Source organism: Mycobacterium sp. E3298 (assembly GCF_001666895.1).
In the GTDB taxonomy this organism is placed as follows: domain Bacteria; phylum Actinomycetota; class Actinomycetes; order Mycobacteriales; family Mycobacteriaceae; genus Mycobacterium.
Map to the genome: position 1 here is coordinate 1 of NZ_LZJB01000616.1, position 18878 is coordinate 18878.

Below are 18878 nucleotides of genomic sequence, written 5' to 3' on the forward strand. Positions count from 1 at the left end.
GCTCGGGGCGGCGACCAGGGCGCGACCGTTCACCGCCGCGGTGACCGCGGCGCGCACGGCGGCCACATCGGCGCCCGGCCTGGTGGCGATCAGTATCGAGTCGAGCTGACCGGGGCGGCCGCTGACGCTCTGCGCCAGGGCGAGCGGTGCGAGGACGTAATGCCCGCCGTTGAGATCGGCGAACTGCTTGCCCGCGAGCACCTCGCTGACCCTGACCGAGCCCGAACCCAGTTGCAGCGTCTGGCCTTTCGTGTAGCCGACCCGTGGCCCGACCTGGACCCCGTCGGGCGCCGAGGACAGCGCCTGCACCGGCCGTGCGACCGCGTCCTTCAGGGCACCGCCCAGCGCGGCGGTGCTCGCATCCGCGCCGAGCAGCAGCACCGGACCGGTCGGCGTGGTCGCGGAGGTCCGGATCATCGGCGCCGCCGTGGCGACTCCGGGCACCGCGGCCACGTCGGCCAGTATCGTGTCGGGAAACCCGGCGTCGGTGCTGCCCGAGACCTCGAGTGCGGCCACACCGGCGATCCCGTCGGCCAGCCGGTTGACCGATCCGGTGATCGATCCGAAGATGCCGAAGATCGCGACCAGATAGGTTGCGGACACGGCCATTACGGCGACCGACGCGAACGTGCGGCGGCGATGCACGGCGAGTTCACGCAGGCTGAATACCCGCAGTCGGCTCGCGGCCGCCGTGATCATCACGCGGGGACCGCCGGCACGTCGGACCCGACCCGTCCGTCCTGCAGCGTGATCACCCGATCGGTCGCCGCCGCGGCGTCGGCGTTGTGGGTCACCATCACCACCAGCCGCCCTTGGCCGTCCTCGTGTGCCACCTCGGCGAGCAGCTCCAGGATTGCGGCGCCCGTCGTCGAGTCGAGGTTGCCGGTGGGCTCGTCGGCGAGGATCAGCGGCGGATCCATCATCAACGCCCGCGCCACCGCGACCCGCTGCATCTGGCCGCCGGACAGTTCCGCCGGCCGGTGCTCGATGCGGTTGCCCAACCCGACGCGGTCGAGCAACCGGATCGCCTGGGGCTTGGCCCTGCCCAGCCGGACACCGTCGAGCAGCTTGGGCACCGCGACGTTCTCCCAGGCCGACAGCGTCGGCAACAGGTTGAAGAACTGAAAGATGAAACCGATCCGGTGGTGGCGGAATCGCGACTGCTGTTCGTCGCCCAGGCGGCCGATCTCCTCGCCGTCGAACGTGATCGAGCCCGAATCCGGGGAGTCGAGCGCGCCGAGCAGATGCAACAAGGTGCTCTTACCGGCGCCGGAGGGCCCGACCACCGACACGAACTCGCCCCCCGCGAGGCGCAGGCTGATCCCGTCGATCGCCCGCACCGCTTGACCGCCGACCCGGTACTCGCGCACCACGTCCAGCAGCTCGATGGTCATCTAGGCACCACGATCGCCGCCCGCAGACGGTTCACGCGCCGGGGTGAACCGATCAAGAACCCGGTTCGTGTCTGAAGACATGTTCGGCAACTACCGGGTGGTCGATCACGTCGTCGGCCAACTGGCGGCGCTCGGGGTGGACCACATCTTCGGTGTCGACGGCGCCAACATCGAGGACCTCTACGACGCCGCGCACTACCGGCCCGAGGTGACCGCGGTGCTGGCCAAGCACGAGTTCTCGGCGGCCACCATGGCCGACGGGTACAGCCGCAGCGGCGCCGGCCTCGGCGTGGTGGCGTCGACGTCCGGTGGGGGAGCGCTGAACCTCGTCGCCGGCCTGGGCGAGTCGTTCGCCAGCCGGGTTCCCGTGCTGGCCCTGGTCGGCCAGGCCCCCACCACGATGGACGGCCGGGGCAGCTTCCAGGACACCAGCGGGCGCAACGGCGCCCTGGATGCCCAGGCGCTGTTCTCGGCGGTGTCGGTGTCGTGCGAGCGGGTGCTCGCGCCGGCCGATATCGTGTCGGCGCTGCCCCGGGCGGTCTCCGCCGCGCGCACCGGCGGCCCCGCGGTGTTGTTGCTGCCCAAGGACATTCAGCAGGCCCACGTGCCCGTCGAGGATGGCGCCGAGCGTCCGGCCGACCTCGGCGCGCCGATCGGCAACCCGCAGGTCATCGCCGCGGAACTGCGCCGGGCCACCGGTCAGGTCACGATCATCGCCGGCGAGCAGGTGGCCCGCGACGACGCCCGGGCCGAGCTCGAGCACCTGCGCGCGCTGCTGCGCGCCCGGGTGGCCACCGTCCCCGACGCCAAGGACGTGGCCGGCACGCCGGGATTCGGGTCGTCGTCGGCGCTCGGGGTGACCGGCGTGATGGGCCACCCCAGCGTGGCCGATGCCGTGGCCGCCAGTTCCGTGTGCCTGATCGTCGGCACCCGGCTGACGGTCACCGCGCGCGGCGGCCTGGACGACGCCCTGGCCGGCGTGCGAACCCTGTCGATCGGGTCGGCGCGGCCCCATCCGCGCTGCACCCACGTGCACACCGACGACCTGCGCGGCTCGCTGCGCCTGCTGACCCAGGCGCTGCGCGGTCACGGCCGCCCGAACGGCCTGCGCGTGCCGGACGTGGTGCGGCGCACCGAGCTGACGCCGCCGGCCTGCCCCGGCCCGGGCGTGCGTTACCGCGACGCCATGGCGGTGCTGGACCGGACCCTTCCCGACGCGGTCGACATCGTGGTCGACGCCGGCAACACCGGTGCCGCCGCCATCCACTACCTCCCGGCGCGGCGCGGCGGCAGGTTCGTGGCCGCGCTGGGCATGGGCGGCATGGGTTACAGCTTCGGGGCCGGGATCGGGATGGCGTTCGGCCGTGCGAACGGCGGTCGGGCCGGCGGACGCACCGTGGTGATCGCGGGCGACGGCGCGTTCTTCATGCACGGCCTGGAGGTGCACACGGCGGTGCAATACCAGCTTCCCGTGACGTTCGTCCTGTTCAACAACAACGCCCACGCCATGTGCGTGACCCGCGAGCAGCTGTTCTACGGCGACCGCTACAGCTACAACCGTTTCCGGCCGAGCGCGCTGGGAAGCGGCCTGGCGGCCATGTTTCCCGGGCTGACATCGGTAGATGTCAGCGAACCCGCACAATTCGCCGCGGCGATTCGGGTGGCGCTGGAAGTTGCGGGCCCGGCTGTGGTCAGCGTCGAGTGCGCCGCCGACGAAATGCCGCCGTTCGCACCATTTCTCGCCGCGCTGCCCAGCAACGCGGTGGTTGCAGAACAGGTTTCGACCGTAAAGGAGAACCGGGCCGATGTCGCTGCCAGCGCTTGAGGATATTCCCACCCCCATCGACGGCGTGGTCCGCATCGAGACCAGCCCGCGGGAGCAGGCGACCCCGATCATCATGGAGATGATGCGGTCGGTGTACCCGCACGACCAGGTCTTCGGCCAGTACTGCACGGTCAACGATTACGTGGCGTGCCCGCCCGACGAGCTCTACGAGTACATGTCGGATACCCGCAGCCTCGAGGAGTGGACCTACAGCCTGCGCGGCTTCACGACCACCGACGAGCCCGGCCTGTGGCTGGCCTACGACCGGCTGGGTTCGGAGACCGAGATCTACACGCGCACCGTCGCCAACGCCCAGGCGCGGACCGTCGACTACCACTGCGCGTGGGATCAGGGCAAGCACCTGTGGATGGTGTACCTGATGCGCGTCATCGATGCGCAGGTCGTCCTGGACAAGCCGGGATCGGTTGTGCTGTGGACCAATTGCCACCACCCGTTCTACGACCGCAACCCCTACCCGGAGACCGCGCCGGCACAGCGCCCGGTGTGGGTGGGCGACTTCTGGGACATGTTCGGCGCCGGGCACGCGCTGGAGTTGCAGAATCTCAAGGCCATCGCCGAATACCGCCACCGCAACGGCCTGCCGGTGACGCCGAAATGGATGAGGTAACACCATGAGCGTCAGCCTGATCGACGTGTCCACCTATCTGCCCGGCGAGCCGATCGGCGCCGACTACTACGCACAATTCGCCGAATCCGACGCCCTTCGCGAGAACGTCATGTTCCGCGCCCCGAAGTTGCGGCATCACGTCGCGCCGGACGAGAGTTCGATCGACATGATCGAGCGCGCCGCGCAGGGCCTGATCGAGCGGCACGGCCACGACGTGGTCGAAGGCGCCGACGTGCTCATCACCCACACCCAGGTACCGGACATGGCCTTCTACGGCCAGGGCGGCGGCATCGCGCACCGGCTGGGCATGCGGCCGTCCTGGGTGCTGGACCTGAACAACGGCGGCTGTGCGGCGTTCGTGTTGGCGCTCAACGTGGCTCGCAAACTACTCACCTCCGGCGCGGGGCACACCGCACTTATCGCCATCGCGCAGAACGCGGCGGGGCAGTTCTTCGATCAGCCGACCATTCGCCGCAAGGCACAGTCCGCGGTGCCCGGCGACGGGGCGGCCGTGGGCCTGGTCACGGTAAGCGATCGATCACCCATCCTCGACGTCGAGTGCCGAACCTACGGCGAGTACGCCGGTGAGATGACCCTGTCCTACGACCCGCCCCGCAAGTGGTGGCAGGCCGGCCCCGGCGAGGGCAGCATCGGCTTCACCGAGAGCAAGATCACCAAGGTACTGGCCCGCGGCAATCGCCAGGTTCCCGAGGTGGCGCTGGCTGTGTGCGACCGAATCGGGCTGCCCGCCAAGGAGATCGACCTGCTGGTCACCAACCAGCCGAACCGCGTGTTCCTGCGCAATTGGCGTGAGGCGCTCGAGTTGCCCCCCGAACGGCATCGAGACACCTTTGACGAGTGCGGCAACCTGTTCGGTGCCGGCATCCCGGTCAACCTGGACCGCGCGATCTCCGAGGGGCAGCTCGCGGCCGGGGACGTCGTCATGATGGCCGCCTTCGCGCACGCCGGCGACTTCGCCGGTGCGGCGGCCGTGCGCTGGGGGGGCCGGGGCTGATGCAGGCCGCCCCAAGCCCGGCCCCCGACGACAGCTGCGGTCCGTTACCGGCCGCGGTGGATCCGCTTGCGTTGTCGCTCAACGAGAATCCGTTCCCGCCGCTACCGGAGGTCCGATCGGCGCTGATGCGGTCGGTGCAGGCGGCGCACCGCTACCCGGAATTCCTGCCCGAGCGGCTGCGCGCCGTGATCGCCGACCACATCGGGGTGCCCGCCGAGCAGGTGGTGCCGGGCGCCGGCGCGACGGGTGTCGTGCAGCAGGCCCTGCACGCGCTGACCGCCCCGGGCGACACGATCGCGATGTCGGCACCCACCTTCGACGGTTACCCGATCCTGGCGCGGATGGCGCGGCTGCGGCCGCGGACGGTCCCCCTGGACGAGCACGGTCACAACGACCTCGATGGCCTGGCCCGCGCCGCCGCCGACGCCCGGGTGGTGGCGCTGTGCCGCCCGCACAACCCCACCGGAACGCTGGAGTCCGCGGCTGCCGTTTCGGCGTTCCTGCGGCGCGTGCCGCGCGACACCGCCGTCCTGCTCGACGAGGCGTACATCGAGTTCACCGCGCCCGAGCATCGCATCGCCGTGTCGGCGTTGCTCGCCCGCTTTCCCAATGTGGTGGTGGTGCGGACCTTCTCCAAGGCGTACGGCCTGGCGGGGCTGCGGGTCGGATATGCGGTGGCATCGCGGGAGCTGGCCGCCAGACTGTGGTCCCAGCAACCGCCGTTCGGCGCCCCGATCACCAGTCTGGTCGCGGTCGCCGCCTCGTACGGCGCGGAAGGCCAACTGCTGCAACGGGTCCGGATGATCAACTCCGAGCGCTGTTATCTCCGGATGCGGCTGAGCGCGCTGGGCGTCTACACCACCGACGCGCACGCGAACTTCATGTACCTGCCCCCGAGGGGTGGGCCGTGGCAGGAGGTCTTCGCCGGCGGCGGCCCGCGGGTGCGCTGCTACCCCGACGGCGGCGCGCGGATCACCGTGGGCAACCGCGCGTCGACGCTGGCGGTGCTGTCCGCGCTGGGGAAAGGCCGCGCTCGCGCGCCAAGTGCGGTATGAAGGGGCGTGGCTGCCTCACGACCGCCGAAGCGTGACCCGATCGCCGCGGCGCGCGACAACTGGGAGCGCTCCGGGTGGGCCGACGTCGCGCAGGGGATGGTGGCGGTGACGTCGGTGATGCGGGCGCACCAGATCCTGCTGGCCCGCGTCGAGACGGCGTTGCGTCCCTACGACCTGAGCTTCTCCCGCTATGAGTTGCTGCGGCTGTTGGCGTTCAGCCGCACCGGCGCGCTGCCGATCACCAAGGCATCCGACCGCCTGCAGGTCCACGTCACCAGCGTGACCCACGCGATCCGCCGGCTGGAGGCCGACGGGCTCGTGCAGCGGGTGCCGCATCCGACCGACGGGCGCACCACCCTGGTGCAGATCACCGAGCTGGGCCGCTCGACGGTCGAGGACGCCACCGTCACGCTCAACGAGCAGGTGTTCGCCGATATCGGGATGTCCGAAAGCGAAGCGCGGGCGCTGGTTTCGTCGATCGAGTCGCTGCGTCGCGACGCCGGCGATTTCTGAACACGTCGCGCGATCAGGCCGCCCGGATGGCCGTGGCGACGCGTTGTGCGGCTTCGGACTGCGGGTAGTGACCCACACCGGCAAGCTTGGTCACCCTGGCGCGGGGCAGTACTTTCGCCGCCGCGTCGAGGACATGTCGACCCGATACCGGATCCTCAAGCCCCCACACCAGATGCAGCGGACCCGGCCAATTCGCCAATGCGGCCTCCCACCGATCGTGATGGACCGCCCGTTCGGCGTTGTACTTGATCAGAAGGTGCGCGAGCTTGTGACCGCCTGCACGCGACATGCCCAGCCACAAGTCGTCGAATTCGGTGTCGGTGAGCCGTGATCCGCGCACGGCGTCGAGTCCGGACCGGACCCGCCCGGGGTCGACGCGGGCGGCCAGCACTCGGCCTACGACCGGCAGGATCAGCAGTCTTTGCAGCCGCGTCGGTCGATACGCGTTGTAGACGATCCCGGAGTTCAAGACGATGACACTGTCGATGGTGAAACCGAGCCGGCCCCGATTGGCGCGGTCGATGAGTTCCTGCCCCACGATTCCGCCGTAATCGTGAATCACCAACTTCACCGAAGCCACGCCGAGGTGGGCGGTGAGGTCCGCGACGATGTCAGCCGATTCCGCCACCGAATACTCGTAGGGGTTGGGCTTGTCCGAGGCACCGTAGCCGAGGAAGTCCAGTGTGATGACCTCGTGGTCCCGCGCGAGCTCGGTGGCCACGGCTGCGAAGTCGTAGGACCAGGTCGGAAAGCCGTGCAGCAGCAGGACGGTCGGACCCGCACCGCGGCGCCGGAAGGCGATGCGGTGACCCCGCCGGCTGGTCAGGGTCTCGTTTTGCTCGATCCACTCCGCGGCCCGGGGGACCTCATCCTGGTCGATCACGCGTGCACCCTCTCTGGTGGGCCCGAAAGCGCGAATACATCTGCAAATTAAGATACACTTGCGTATGAGAATGCATCTCTGTCACCTCGGTGTCAACTGCAGATGGTGCGCCTACACGCGATCAGGAGGTAGCGAGTGGCTCGCTTGACCCGGACCGAGCAACGCGAACAAACCAGGCAACGGCTCATCGAATCCGCCGGCCGGGTGTTCTGCCGCGTCGGTTTCGAAGCGGCGCCGATCGACGTCATCGCCGAAGAGGCCGGATTCTCGCGCGGCGCTTTCTATTCCAACTTCGAGTCCAAGGACCACCTGTTCCTCGAACTGATCCGCCGCCACCTCGACGCGGAGATCGACACTCTGGGGCGCGCCCTTGATCGCATCAAGTCCGCCTCCGACCTGGCGCCGGCGATCGAACGCCGCTACCGGGTTCTCGGCGAGGACAGCAGCTGGTGCCTACTCAGCACCGAATTCCAGCTCTATACGATGCGCGGTGGAGCCAAGGCCGACGAGTTCGGTGCCATATACGAGTCCTATCGGCGCCGGCTTGGAGAGCTCATCAGCCTCCACTTCGACCGCCTCGGCATCGAATCGACCCTCAGCCCGTATGAATTCGGTGTCGCCCAAATCGCGCTCTCGCACGGATTGGCACTGCAACGCGCGGCCAACGGGTCGCTGAAAGCCAACCTGACCGCGCGCGCCCTTGCCACCTTCGTCCGGGGCGCCCTGGCCGAGCACCGGTCAGACGACGGCTCTTAGCCGTCAGCGGAGCATCTCGATGACCGCGCTGAAGTCCTTGTCGGCGTGGTCGGCCGCGAATTTGGCGTAGATCTCGGCGGCGTGCCTGCCCAGCGGCGCCGCCGACCCGGTCGAGGCCACCGCGTCCATGGCCAGGCCCAGGTCCTTGTTCATCAGGGCGGTCGCGAACCCCGGCTTGAAGTCGTTGTTGGCCGGAGATGTGGGCACCGGGCCCGGCACCGGGCAATTGGTGTGCACGGCCCAGCAGTTGCCGGTCGCGCCGGTGATGACGTCGAAGAGGGACTGCGCCGACAGCCCGAGTTTCTCGGCCAGGACGAACGCCTCGCCGATGGCGATCTGCTGCACCGCCAGGACCATGTTGTTGCACACCTTGGCGGCCTGGCCGGCGCCCGCCGCGCCGCAGTGAATGACCTTGCCCGCCATGGGCTCCAGCACCGGCCGGGCCCGCTCCAGGGCGTCGTCGTCGCCGCCCACCATGAACGCCAGCGTCCCCGCGACGGCGCCCTTCACGCCCCCGGAGACCGGCGCGTCGAGCTGCGACACGCCATGCGACTCGGCGAGCGCATGTACCTCGCGGGCGTCGTTGACCGAAATGGTCGAGCTGTCGATGAACAACGCGCCCGGTTTGGCGGCCGGCAGGACATCGGTGTAGCAGCGCTTCACCAGGTCGCCGTTGGGCAGCATGGTGATCACCACGTCGGCCCCGGCCACGGCGTCGGCCGCGCTGTCGAACGTCGTGACACCGTTGCCGGCCGCAGCGGCGACGGCCGCGGGCACCGGATCGAAGCCGCGCACCGTGTGCCCCGACGCCACCAGGTTCGCCGACATCGGTCCGCCCATGTTGCCCAGGCCGAGGAAAGCGATGCTCGTCATGGTCGCCTTTCTACGCGCTCGCCCGCACTCGCGCCGCCTCGGCCCTCCCGACGACCACCCGCATGATCTCGTTGGTGCCCTCCAGGATGCGGTGCACGCGTAGGTCGCGGACGATCTTCTCCAGGCCGTACTCGCGCAGGTAGCCGTAGCCGCCGTGCAGCTGCAGGGCCTTGTCGGCGACCTCGAAGCAGGTGTCGGTGACGTAGCGCTTGGCCATCGCGCACAGCTCGACCTTGTCTGGGTCGTCGTTGTCCAACGCATCCGCGGCCCGCCACAACATCATTCGCGACGTTTCCAGCCCGGTGGCCATGTCGGCCAGGGTGAACCGGATCGTGGGCTCGTCGAGCAGGGCTTTGCCGAACGCCGCCCGTTCCCGGACATAGGCGCCCGTCTTGTCGAAGGCGGACTGGGCGCCGCCCAGCGAGCACGCCGCGATGTTGAGCCGGCCGCCGTTGAGGCCGTTCATCGCGATGCCGAAGCCGGCGCCCTCGCCGTCCGCGCCACCCAGCATGGCCTCGGCGGGCACTCGCACACCCTCCAGGATCACCTGCGCGGTGGGTTGCGCGTGCCAGCCCATCTTCTCTTCCAGCGCACCGAAACTCAGCCCCCGCGCGCCCTTTTCGACGACGAAGGCCGAGATTCCGCGCGGACCCTCACCGCCGGTCCTGGCCATCACGACGTAGACGTCCGAAGCCCCCGCGCCGGAGATGAACTGCTTGACGCCGTCGAGCACGTAGTCGCCGCCCTCGCGGACGGCGCGCGTACTCAACGCGCTGGCGTCCGAACCCGCGCCCGGCTCGGTGAGGCAGTAGCTGGCGATGACGTCCATCGCGGCCAGCCGCGGCACCCACGCCTTGCGCTGTTCGGCGGTGCCGAACTTGTCGATCATCCACGCGCACATGTTGTGAATCGACAGGAACGCCGCGATCGTCGGGCACGCGATGGCCAGCTGCTCGAAAATGCGGACCCCGTCTAGCCGGCGCAGCCCGCTGCCGCCGGCGTCTTCGCGGCAGTAGATCGCCGCCATGCCGAGCTCGGCGGACTCGCGCAGCACGTCGGTCGGAAAGTGCTTGGCCGCGTCCCATTCCAGCGTGTGCGGGGCGATTCGTTTGGCGGCGAACGCGGCCGCCGTTTCGGTGATGACCCGTTCGTCGTCGTTCAGGGTGAACATAGTGCCCTAATCCATCGTGGGAATCACGAATTCGGCGCCGTCCTTGATGCCGGACGGCCACCGCGACGTGACGGTCTTGACCTTGGTGTAGAACTGGATCGACGCCGGGCCGTGCTGGTTCAGGTCGCCGAAGCCGGAACGCTTCCAACCGCCAAACGTGTGGTAGGCCACCGGAACCGGGATCGGCACGTTGACACCGACCATGCCCACCTGGACCCGGGACACGAAGTCACGCGCGGCGTCGCCGTCGCGGGTGAAGACCGCGACGCCGTTGCCGTACTCGTGCTCCGACGGCAACCGCAGCGCCTCTTCGTAGTCGTGGGCGCGCACGATGCACAGCACCGGCCCGAAGATTTCGTCGGTGTAGATCGACATGTCGGGGGTGACGTGATCGAACAGCGTTGGGCCGATGAAGAATCCGCCCTCGAGGCTGGCGTCGTCGAAGGTCAGGTCGTCGCTGGCGCGTTCGCGCCCGTCGATCACTATCTCCGCTCCGGCGGCCACGCCCTGCTCGATGTAGTCGCGCACGCGCGCCAGCGCGGCCTCGGTGACCAGCGGACCGTAGTCGGCCTTGGGATCCAGGCTGTGGCCCACCCGCAGGTTGTTGATCCGGTCGATCAGCCTGGCGCGCAGGCGGTTCGCGGTCTGCTCGCCGACCGGCACCGCGACGCTGATCGCCATGCAGCGTTCGCCGGCGCTGCCGTAGCCGGCTCCGATCAGCGCGTCGACGGCCTGGTCGAGATCCGCGTCGGGCATCACGATCATGTGGTTCTTGGCGCCGCCGAAGCACTGCGAACGCTTGCCGGTGGCCGCGGCCGTCGCGTAGATGTACTGCGCGATGTCCGAGCTGCCGACGAAGCCCACGGCCTGGATGTCGGGGTGGTGCAGGATGGCGTCGACGGCCTCCTTGTCGCCGTGCACCACCTGGAAGACGCCGGGCGGCAGGCCCGCCTCTCCGAACAGCTCCGCCAACCGCACCGGGACCGAGGGGTCGCGCTCGCTGGGCTTGAGGACGAACGCGTTCCCGCACGCCAAAGCGGGTCCGGCCTTCCACAGCGGGATCATGGCCGGGAAGTTGAACGGGGTGATGCCCGCGACCACGCCCAGGGGCTGGCGCAGCGAGTAGACATCGATGCCGGGGCCGGCGCCCTCGCTGTACTCCCCCTTGAGCAAATGGGGGATGCCGACGGCGAACTCGATGACCTCGATGCCGCGCTGGATGTCACCGCGCGCGTCGGCCAGCGTCTTGCCGTGCTCGAGGGACAGCAGCTCGGCGAGCTCGTCCATGTGGTCGTTGACCAGGTCGATGAAACGCATCATCACCCGGGCACGACGCTGCGGATTCCATGCGGCCCAATCCTTTTGCGCTTCGACGGCCGAGGCCACCGCGGCGTCGACGTCGGCCTTGCCGGCCATCGCGACCTGCGCCTGCACCTCGCCGGTGCTGGGGTTGAAGACGTCGGCGGTGCGGCTGGACTGGCCGGCGGTGCGCTGCCCGTCGATGAAGTGGGGGATCTGTGTGCTCATGGTGTCCTCGGGTTCGTACGCGCGTGAGAGGCGGATACTTGGATATCCTAGTAACCGCCGCCGGGCGTCGCAAGGACGCGGTATTTCAGCTGGGGTAGTTTCCGGCCTCCAGGTCGGCCAGCAGGCTCGGATGGGTGGGCTGCCAGCCGAATCGCTCGCGGGTCAGCTCGCTCGAGGCCGGCTGGTCCAGGGCGTAGACGGCGCCCAGGGGTCCGAAATGCTCGGCGGGGACCGACGCCGCGGGGAGACCGAGCTGGCCGCCGATCGCCTCGGCGAGCGCGCGCATCGGGTCGCCCTCGTCGGCGACGGCGTGCGCCACCGTCCCCGGAGTGGCCTCCTCAAGGACCACGCGGAACAGGCGGGCGGCGTCGAGGACGTGCACGGCGGGCCAGCGCTGGGTGCCGTCGCCGACGTATCCGGACACCCCGGTTCGTCGGGCGGCCTCGACGAGCAGGGAGGCGAAACCGCAGGGGCCGCCGGCCCGATGGACGGAGCGGGGGAGGCGGACCACCGCCGAACGGACGCCTCGGGCGGCCAGTTCCAGGGCGGCGTGCGCGTTTTGGGCACGCCCGCCGATCGGGCCCTCCGTCGGTGGCGCATCCCGCTCGGTGGAGGCGCGACCCGGGACGGGGGGCGTGCCCGACGCCATCACGAACGGCTTGCCGGTCCCGTCGAGCGCGGCGCCGAACGCCTCGACCGCGCCGGCTTCCTGGGCGACCGCCTTCTCGAAATCGTCGAAGTGCAGGAAGGCGAGGTGAACGACCCCGTCGGACTCCTTGGCGCCCGTGCGCAGGCTGTCCGGGTCATCAAGATCGCCGGGCAGCACGTCGGCTCCCAGGGCTCGGGCGGCCCGGGCCGACGCGTCGGAGCGCGCCAACGCCAAGACCTGGTGGCCCGCGCCGATGAGCTCGGGCACGACTGCCGAACCGATCCCGCCGGTGGCGCCGGTGACGAACACGCGCATGAGCATCTCCTCGAGTGATGGGACTTATGTCTCATCACGCTAGCAGAGTGATGGGACAAATGTCGCATCGCTACGATGACCGGATGCCCCGTTGGGAACCGGATGCGCGCGCGCGGCTGGTCGCCGCCGCCCTGCAGCTGTTCTCCGATCAGGGTTACGACCGGACCACCGTCGCCGAGATCGCCGATCGGGCCGGCCTGACGAAAAGCACCTTCTTCCGGTACTTCCCCGACAAGCGCGAGGTGCTGGCGGCCGGCCAGGAGACCCTCGCGCGACTGCTGACCGAGGGCATCGCCTCGGCGCCCCCGAATGCAAGCCCGCTCGCCGCGGTCGCCGCCGGGCTACAGCGGGCGGCCGGGCCGTTGGCGCCGTTCAATCGCGAGCTGGGTCCCCGGCTGCAGGCCGTCATCGCCAGCAGCACCGAGCTGCAGGAGCGCGACGCGCTCAAACAGGTCGGCCTCGCCGCGGCCACGGCCGACGCGTTGCGCGCGCGGGGCGTGCCGAAGAGGGTCGCGGCCCTGGCCGCCGAGCTGGGCGTGCTCGCGTTCAAGGAGGCCTACGCCGAATGGCTTGCCGGGGACGACGACCAGGACCTCGCCGAATTGGCCCTCAAGGCCCTCGATGACCTCCGCGCCGCGGCGGCCGACATCGGCTGAGCGCGCTAGCCTTCAGGCGTATGCACACCATCGAGGCCGACTACCTGGTGGTCGGCGCGGGCGCCATGGGCATGGCGTTCGTCGACACGCTGGTATCCGAGACGGACGCCCGCGTGGTGCTGGTCGATCGCAACCACCAGCCGGGCGGGCACTGGACCATGGCCTACCCGTTCGTCCGCCTGCATCAGCCCTCGGCGTTCTACGGCGTCAACTCGCTGCCGCTGGGCAGCGACTCGATTGACCGAATCGGTTGGAATCAGGGGCTTTACGAGTTGGCCACCGCCGGGGAGGTGTGCGCCTACTACGACCACGTGATGCGCCGGCAGCTGTTGGCGACCGGGCGGGTCACCTACTTCCCGATGAGCGAGTACCGCGGCCAGGAAGGCGCAAAAGGCCGCTTCACCACGCTCGCGGGCGACGACTACACCGTCACCGTGGCGCGCCGCGTCGTCGACGCCACCTACATGCGCGTCACGGTGCCGGCCATGCGCCCGCCCCCCTACGCGGTCGCACCCGGCGTCGCCTGCGTGCCCCCCGGCGACCTGCCACGGCTCGGCGCGCACCAGCGGTACGTGATCGTCGGCGCCGGCAAGACCGGCATCGACACGTGCCTGTGGCTGCTCGGCCAGGGCATCGCGCCGGAGCGGCTGACCTGGATCGTGCCCCGCGACTCGTGGCTGCTGGATCGGGCGACGATGCAGCCCGGGTCGTTGTTCGCCGACGTCATCAAGAACAGCTTCACCGCGCAGCTGCGGGCCATCCGGGACGCCACGTCGGTCGAGGACCTGTTCGCGAGGCAGGAGGACGCCGGCCTGCTGCTGCGCGTCGACCCGGCGGTCCGGCCCACCATGTACCGCTGCGCGACCGTCACCCGGCTGGAACTCGATCAGCTCCGCCGCATCGGCGACGTGGTCCGAATGGGCCACGTGCGGCGCGTGGACGCGGACCGAATCGTCCTCGACGGCGGCACGGTGATGCGCGGCGGTGACGACCTGTACATCGACTGCACCGCCGACGGCGCCGAAAAGCGGCCGGCGACACCCATTTTCGGTGCCGGACACATCACGCTGCAAGCCGTTCGCGGCTGCCAGCAGATCTTCAGCGCCGCGCTGATCGCCCACGTCGAAGCCGCGTATCACGACGACCCGGTCAAGAACGAGCTGTGCGTGCCGTTGCCGCATCCCGACACCGACACGGACTGGCTGCGGCTGGCGCGGGCCGACTACGCCAATCAGTTGCGCTGGCTCGACGACCCGGACCTGACCGCCTGGATGTCCGCGGCGCGCCTGGACCTGTTCGGTCACCTGATCGGCCACCTGTTGCCGCCGGCGTCGGCGAAGCCCCGCGTCCGTGAACGCATACTCAGCATCGCCAAGTCGGTATTCTCGGCCACCGCCGCCAAACTCGACGAACTGCTCAGTGAACAAACCTCGCTCGCGGCACCGTGATACCCGGTGTAACCCGGCTCGATATTCATCGGGTGGAGGAGGCACGTGGCGGCAGGAAACGAACCCGTCAAACGGCCGCTGCGGGCGGTGCCCGACAGCGGCATTGACGATGGCTATCCCGATTGGGAAGCGGTGTACCAGGACAACGCGTCCTGGGTGTATCGCACGCTGTTCGCGCGTGTCGGCAACCGGGCCGACGCCGAGGACCTCACCGCCGAGGTCTTCCTGGCGGCGCTGCGGCCGCTCCGGCTGACCGCGAGCGTCGGCGAGGTGCGCGCGTACCTGCGGGTCACCGCGCGAACGGTGCTGGCCGCGCACTGGCGGGAGACGCTGGGCCGGGAGATAACCTCGATCGACGACATCGAACAGCCACCGGAAAGCGAGGAGGCGATCAGCACGGCGCCGCAGCGTGTCGCCCGGGTCCTGGACAACCTTCCGGACCGTTACCGGCACATCCTGGAACTGCGCTTCCTGCAGGGTCATTCGATCAAGGACTCCGCCGCGGAGCTGGGGGTCAGCGTCGCCAACGCCAAGGTGCTACAGCATCGCGCGCTGCGGCTGGCGGCACAGGTGAGCGAGGGGGGCGCACCATGAACGCCCGCGGGTTACGCCGATACGTCGACGACCTGTTGCGGGGCCGCCGGCCCAGGCCGTTCGCCCCCGACGACTTCGAGGCGGCGCAGCTGCGCACGGCGATCGAACTGCGCGCGGCCGGGCGCAGGGGCGACGCGCCGCGCCCGGAGTTCCTCGACGATCTGCATCGCCGCATCGCCGAACAGATGTCCGACGGCCGCGGAGAAGCGGCGCCCAAACACAGCAGCACCCGCCGCCAGGTCATCGTCGGGACGTCCGCCGCGGCGGCCGCCGCGGTCACCGCGGTGTCCATCGACCGCGCGCTGGTCACCGGTGAAACCGGTGGTGTCCCGGCCGCCGACAACGCGCCGCTCACGCCCAACGCCGGGACGTGGCAGCGCGTGGCGGCCAGCTCGCAGGTGACCGACGGGGTCATGCACCCGTTCGACCTGGGTTCGGTCAGCGGATTCGTGCGCCGTGTCGACGGCAAACCCCAGGCCGTCTCCGGCGTGTGCACCCATCAGGGGTGCCGGTTGTGGTTCGACGCCCCCGACGACACGCTGCGCTGCCCCTGTCACTCGACGTCCTTCTCGCCGACCGGGCAGGTGCTCACCCATCAGTTGCCGATCGCCCCGAAGCCGTTGCCGCCGTTGTTGGTTCGCGAGGCCGACGGCGTCATCGAGGTGTTCGCGCCCCCGCGTCCCGACCAGCCCGCCTGAGTGGTGTAACGCGTCGCCCTATCTATGGGCATGACGCTTACAAAACTTTCGGCGGCCGCGCTGGCCGTCGCCGCGGTGCTGGCGGGTTGCTCGGCTTCGCGGCCGGCCGCCGGCTCCAGTCCCGGCGTGTCCATGGGTTCCACGTCCGTCACCGCACCGGCGGCGCCGGCGACCGGCAACCAGGTCAACATCGACGGTTTCGCATTCGCGCCCGCGACGCTGACCGTCACCGCGGGCACCACGGTCACGTGGACCAACCGCGACGAAGAGCCCCACACCGTGGCCGCGAGCGACGGGTCGTTCCACTCGCCCGGGATGGGGACCGGTGCCACATTCACCCACACCTTCACCGACCCGGGCACTTTCGACTACGTGTGCTCGATCCACCCGATGATGCACGGGACCGTGGTGGTGACCCGGTGAACCCGAACATGAGTCGCCGCCAGCTGATGCGACACACGGCTTGGTTCGGCGCGGCGGTCGGGTTCTCCGTGGTTGGCGGCGAGGTCATTTCGCACGTCGCCGGCGCGGCCGCCACCGAGCACACCCACGCCCGGCCCGCCCTGCGGTTCGCGCAGATCAGCGACAGCCACATCGGCTTCACCGGGGCACCCAACCCGGACGTCGCCGGCACATTCGGCCACGCCATCGACCAGGTCAACAACCTCGGCTACACACCGGATTTCGTGGTGCATACCGGTGACCTCACGCACCTGTCCAGCCCCGAGCAGTTCGACCAGGTTAAGCAGATGATGACCGCCTTGAAGACGCCGCACGTGTTCACCGTTCCGGGGGAGCACGACTCCGTCGACGACGCGGGCCAGAAGTACCGCAGCGCCTTCGGCGCCGGATCCGCCGGTGACGGCTGGTACAGCTTCGACACCGCGGGCGTCCACGTGATCGCACTGGTCAACACGTTGAACCTGCACAAACTCGGGCACCTGGGGACCGACCAGCTGGAGTTCGTCGAGAAGGACGTCGCGCGGCTGTCGAGCGACACCCCCGTCATCGTGTTCAGCCACATCCCGTTGTTCGCGATGTACCCGAACTGGGGCTGGGGCACCGACGACGCGACCCAGGCGCTGTCCTACCTGCGCCGGTTCTCGTCGGTCACCTGCCTGAACGGGCATGTGCACCAACTCTTTTCCAAGACGGAGGGCAAGGTGACGTTCTACAGCGGGACCACGACCGCGTATCCGCTGCCGAAGCCCGGCGACGGGCCCGCGCCCAAGCCGGTCACCCTGCCCGCGGGCAAGCTCCGCGACGCGCTCGGCATCCGCGAGGTGAGCTACACCAAGGGTGAGACCGTCCTGGCGTTGAAAGAGCAGGCCCTGCAATGACTCTGCTGATTCGCCTCGGCCTGGCCGTGTCACTGGCCGTCAGCGCCGCCGGCCACGCCTACCTGTATGTCCATGGCTATCGCCACATCCCGGACATCGGCGCCGCGTTTCTGGTTCAGGCCAGCGCCTCGTTCGCCCTCGCCCTGCTGATCCTCCTTGGCGGTCCCGAATGGCTGCGGTGGGCCGCGGCCGCCGTGGCGGGCGGCTCGCTGGTCGCGTTCGCGCTGTCGAGGACCGTTGGGCTGCAGGGGTTTGTCGAGCGAGGTTGGGAACCCGCGCCGTATGCCGCGATTACGGTGACCGCGGAGGCGTTGACGGTGCTGCTGTGGGCGGGGGAACTGGCGACTAGGCGGGATCGGCAACCTCGTCAGTCGGTTCCTCAAGGATGAGATCCACCATGTCGGCGGCTTCCTCTTCCGCCTTCCACTTGGTCAACAGTTGGGCCTTCAGCGACATCGCGGGCTTCTCGACCAGAAACCAGCTCAGAGCGGCTAGCGGCAGTGTGGCTATCGTCGCGACGCCCGCGTGCACAATCGGAGTCGGGACGCCAACCCACGAGATCATCAGCAACTGCTGAACCGGGAAGCCGTAGATGTACACGCCGTAGGAGAGATCCGTACGGAGCCTCAGTCGTTTGCTCTGCAGTAGCGCGCCGGACGCGATGATCGCGTAGGCAAGGGGGATGCCACCAAGCAGCCGATGATGCGGAAGTAGCGTGCCGCCCAGGGCGACGACGACCACGCACACCCACACAAGCGACCACCGGGCGGGGATCTTGTCCCGCCATTGGTAGAGCAAGGCTCCGGCCGCGAACATGACGGCGAAGCGCGCGCTCGCGGCGGCGAACTGGGAAGCCATCGGCTGGCCGATTGCCATGGGCGGCGATAACACCTCGGCCGCCACCGCCACTACCAAGATCGCGGGGGAGACCCACCGGCGGCTGGCGAGGCCGGCGACGCCGATGGCCGCCACGGCCAGATAGCAGGCAAGCTCGAACATGAGTGTCCACAGCGAACTGTTCCACGTGCCCGGATACGGGATCCCGGTCGGCGTTCCGCCGACATCGACCTTGAGGGTGGCCACCGCGCTGTTCATCAGGACGTAGTCGAAGGGCGCCGAGGACAGTAGCAATTTCATCGCCGAGCCGCCCTGGATGTGAACGCCGATCGGGGCGACGACGAATGCGGTGACGACCAGGCAGACGTAGAACCCGGGGAGGATGCGCAGGGCGCGGGCCACGAGATAGTCCCGGATGTGGGGGTGCCGAAGCCAGCTCGCGGTGATCAGGAATCCCGAGACCGCGAAGAAGCCGTCGACCCCTCCGGCGCCCAAGAGATGTCCAACCATCCCGGCCGGCAGATGATGTCCGGTCAGGGTGAAGGAGTGGCCTAGTATCACCGAAATCGCCAGCACCAGCCGCCACGCGTTGAGTGCATTGTTGCGCGGATCGAATTGCTGCCCGAGTGTCACGCGTCTTCCTGTCGTAGCCCCCGAGCTGCCCGCGGAATCATAAGACACTCTATGAACTTCTGTGAAGC

At 69.4% G+C, this 18878-nt stretch carries 21 protein-coding genes; 13 read left to right on the forward strand and 8 right to left on the reverse strand.

Annotated features, from left to right (window positions below):
- Positions 1-699, reverse strand: a 699-nt coding sequence (locus A9X05_RS28100) for an ABC transporter permease (RefSeq protein WP_197499230.1), incomplete at its 3' end; no start/stop codon positions are given.
- Complete coding sequence (locus A9X05_RS28105) at positions 699-1394, reverse strand: ABC transporter ATP-binding protein (protein WP_067785574.1); 696 nt, start codon at positions 1392-1394, stop codon at positions 699-701. The genes A9X05_RS28105 and A9X05_RS28100, both read right to left, overlap by 1 nt.
- 79 nt (positions 1395-1473) lie before the next feature.
- Between A9X05_RS28105 and A9X05_RS28110 the strand changes: the two genes are divergently transcribed.
- The 5 genes from A9X05_RS28110 to A9X05_RS28130 are packed head-to-tail and all read left to right on the forward strand — an operon-like array spanning position 1474 to position 6430.
- Positions 1474-3219, forward strand: coding sequence for a thiamine pyrophosphate-binding protein (locus tag A9X05_RS28110; RefSeq protein ID WP_067785577.1), 1746 nt, complete (start codon positions 1474-1476; stop codon positions 3217-3219).
- Complete coding sequence (locus tag A9X05_RS28115; RefSeq protein ID WP_067754365.1) at positions 3200-3847, forward strand: hypothetical protein; 648 nt, start codon at positions 3200-3202, stop codon at positions 3845-3847. Before A9X05_RS28110 ends, A9X05_RS28115 begins: the two co-directional genes overlap by 20 nt.
- Before the next feature lie 4 nt (positions 3848-3851).
- Positions 3852-4862, forward strand: a complete 1011-nt coding sequence (locus A9X05_RS28120; protein WP_067785580.1) for a 3-oxoacyl-ACP synthase III family protein — start codon at positions 3852-3854, stop codon at positions 4860-4862.
- Positions 4862-5917 (forward strand): histidinol-phosphate transaminase, encoded by a 1056-nt coding sequence (locus A9X05_RS28125; protein WP_067754371.1) that lies wholly within the window; start codon positions 4862-4864, stop codon positions 5915-5917. Before A9X05_RS28120 ends, A9X05_RS28125 begins: the two co-directional genes overlap by 1 nt.
- Before the next feature lie 6 nt (positions 5918-5923).
- Positions 5924-6430: a MarR family transcriptional regulator gene (locus A9X05_RS28130; RefSeq protein WP_067754374.1), complete on the forward strand. Its 507-nt coding sequence runs from the start codon at positions 5924-5926 to the stop codon at positions 6428-6430.
- 13 nt (positions 6431-6443) lie between these two features.
- Here the strand turns inward: A9X05_RS28130 and A9X05_RS28135 are convergent, their stop codons facing one another.
- On the reverse strand, positions 6444-7313 hold the full coding sequence (locus tag A9X05_RS28135) for an alpha/beta fold hydrolase (protein ID WP_197499229.1): 870 nt from the start codon (positions 7311-7313) through the stop codon (positions 6444-6446).
- Positions 7314-7448: 135 nt separating this feature from the next.
- Between A9X05_RS28135 and A9X05_RS28140 the strand changes: the two genes are divergently transcribed.
- Positions 7449-8069 carry a TetR/AcrR family transcriptional regulator gene (locus A9X05_RS28140; protein WP_082950150.1) on the forward strand — a complete coding sequence of 207 codons (621 nt, stop codon included), beginning with the start codon at positions 7449-7451 and terminating at the stop codon, positions 8067-8069.
- Between the two features lie 3 nt (positions 8070-8072).
- Here the strand turns inward: A9X05_RS28140 and mmsB are convergent, their stop codons facing one another.
- From mmsB to A9X05_RS28160, 4 genes are all read right to left on the reverse strand, one after another.
- Positions 8073-8942 carry a 3-hydroxyisobutyrate dehydrogenase gene (gene mmsB, locus A9X05_RS28145; RefSeq protein ID WP_067754380.1) on the reverse strand — a complete coding sequence of 290 codons (870 nt, stop codon included), beginning with the start codon at positions 8940-8942 and terminating at the stop codon, positions 8073-8075.
- Positions 8943-8952: 10 nt separating this feature from the next.
- Entirely contained in the window at positions 8953-10113 is a 1161-nt protein-coding gene (locus A9X05_RS28150) for an acyl-CoA dehydrogenase family protein (protein WP_067754382.1), read from the reverse strand.
- Between the two features lie 6 nt (positions 10114-10119).
- Complete coding sequence (locus A9X05_RS28155) at positions 10120-11640, reverse strand: CoA-acylating methylmalonate-semialdehyde dehydrogenase (protein ID WP_067754384.1); 1521 nt, start codon at positions 11638-11640, stop codon at positions 10120-10122.
- Positions 11641-11725: 85 nt separating this feature from the next.
- Complete coding sequence (locus A9X05_RS28160) at positions 11726-12604, reverse strand: SDR family oxidoreductase (RefSeq protein ID WP_067754592.1); 879 nt, start codon at positions 12602-12604, stop codon at positions 11726-11728.
- A gap of 83 nt (positions 12605-12687) precedes the next feature.
- On the opposite strand from A9X05_RS28160, the gene A9X05_RS28165 reads away from it, so the two are divergent.
- From A9X05_RS28165 to A9X05_RS28195, 7 genes are read left to right on the forward strand one after another with little or no spacing between them, the layout of a single operon-like run.
- Complete coding sequence (locus A9X05_RS28165) at positions 12688-13260, forward strand: TetR/AcrR family transcriptional regulator (RefSeq protein ID WP_067754589.1); 573 nt, start codon at positions 12688-12690, stop codon at positions 13258-13260.
- Positions 13261-13280: 20 nt separating this feature from the next.
- Positions 13281-14708: an NAD(P)-binding protein gene (locus A9X05_RS28170; protein WP_067754386.1), complete on the forward strand. Its 1428-nt coding sequence runs from the start codon at positions 13281-13283 to the stop codon at positions 14706-14708.
- 45 nt (positions 14709-14753) lie between these two features.
- Positions 14754-15302, forward strand: coding sequence for an RNA polymerase sigma factor (locus A9X05_RS28175; RefSeq protein WP_067754388.1), 549 nt, complete (start codon positions 14754-14756; stop codon positions 15300-15302).
- On the forward strand, positions 15299-16000 hold the full coding sequence (locus tag A9X05_RS28180) for a Rieske (2Fe-2S) protein (RefSeq protein WP_067754391.1): 702 nt from the start codon (positions 15299-15301) through the stop codon (positions 15998-16000). Before A9X05_RS28175 ends, A9X05_RS28180 begins: the two co-directional genes overlap by 4 nt.
- 24 nt (positions 16001-16024) lie before the next feature.
- A complete protein-coding gene (locus A9X05_RS28185; RefSeq protein WP_067754394.1) occupies positions 16025-16423 on the forward strand; it encodes a cupredoxin family copper-binding protein in 399 nt (132 codons plus the stop codon).
- A gap of 8 nt (positions 16424-16431) precedes the next feature.
- Positions 16432-17340, forward strand: a complete 909-nt coding sequence (locus A9X05_RS28190) for a metallophosphoesterase (RefSeq protein ID WP_067754595.1) — start codon at positions 16432-16434, stop codon at positions 17338-17340.
- A complete protein-coding gene (locus A9X05_RS28195; RefSeq protein WP_067754397.1) occupies positions 17337-17729 on the forward strand; it encodes a hypothetical protein in 393 nt (130 codons plus the stop codon). Before A9X05_RS28190 ends, A9X05_RS28195 begins: the two co-directional genes overlap by 4 nt.
- Here the strand turns inward: A9X05_RS28195 and A9X05_RS28200 are convergent.
- On the reverse strand, positions 17686-18810 hold the full coding sequence (locus tag A9X05_RS28200) for an acyltransferase (RefSeq protein ID WP_067754400.1): 1125 nt from the start codon (positions 18808-18810) through the stop codon (positions 17686-17688). The two genes, A9X05_RS28195 and A9X05_RS28200, sit on opposite strands and share 44 nt — an antisense overlap.
- Between the last annotated feature and the right edge of the window lie 68 nt (positions 18811-18878).

Excerpts from the sequence above, each read along its gene's own strand:
- A9X05_RS28105 (WP_067785574.1), bottom strand. The coding sequence starts at position 1,394 with ATGACCATCGAGCTGCTGGACGTGGTGCGCGAGTACCGGGTCGGCGGT.
- A9X05_RS28125 (WP_067754371.1), top strand. The coding sequence starts at position 4,862 with ATGCAGGCCGCCCCAAGCCCGGCCCCCGACGACAGCTGCGGTCCGTTA.
- A9X05_RS28115 (WP_067754365.1), top strand. The coding sequence starts at position 3,200 with ATGTCGCTGCCAGCGCTTGAGGATATTCCCACCCCCATCGACGGCGTG.
- A9X05_RS28185 (WP_067754394.1), top strand. The coding sequence starts at position 16,025 with ATGGGCATGACGCTTACAAAACTTTCGGCGGCCGCGCTGGCCGTCGCC.
- A9X05_RS28155 (WP_067754384.1), bottom strand. The coding sequence starts at position 11,640 with ATGAGCACACAGATCCCCCACTTCATCGACGGGCAGCGCACCGCCGGC.
- A9X05_RS28160 (WP_067754592.1), bottom strand. The coding sequence starts at position 12,604 with ATGCGCGTGTTCGTCACCGGCGCCACCGGCGGGATCGGTTCGGCAGTC.
- A9X05_RS28195 (WP_067754397.1), top strand. The coding sequence starts at position 17,337 with ATGACTCTGCTGATTCGCCTCGGCCTGGCCGTGTCACTGGCCGTCAGC.
- A9X05_RS28170 (WP_067754386.1), top strand. The coding sequence starts at position 13,281 with ATGCACACCATCGAGGCCGACTACCTGGTGGTCGGCGCGGGCGCCATG.
- A9X05_RS28150 (WP_067754382.1), bottom strand. The coding sequence starts at position 10,113 with ATGTTCACCCTGAACGACGACGAACGGGTCATCACCGAAACGGCGGCC.
- A9X05_RS28180 (WP_067754391.1), top strand. The coding sequence starts at position 15,299 with ATGAACGCCCGCGGGTTACGCCGATACGTCGACGACCTGTTGCGGGGC.
- A9X05_RS28190 (WP_067754595.1), top strand. The coding sequence starts at position 16,432 with ATGAGTCGCCGCCAGCTGATGCGACACACGGCTTGGTTCGGCGCGGCG.
- mmsB (WP_067754380.1), bottom strand. The coding sequence starts at position 8,942 with ATGACGAGCATCGCTTTCCTCGGCCTGGGCAACATGGGCGGACCGATG.
- A9X05_RS28165 (WP_067754589.1), top strand. The coding sequence starts at position 12,688 with ATGCCCCGTTGGGAACCGGATGCGCGCGCGCGGCTGGTCGCCGCCGCC.
- A9X05_RS28120 (WP_067785580.1), top strand. The coding sequence starts at position 3,852 with ATGAGCGTCAGCCTGATCGACGTGTCCACCTATCTGCCCGGCGAGCCG.
- A9X05_RS28110 (WP_067785577.1), top strand. The coding sequence starts at position 1,474 with ATGTTCGGCAACTACCGGGTGGTCGATCACGTCGTCGGCCAACTGGCG.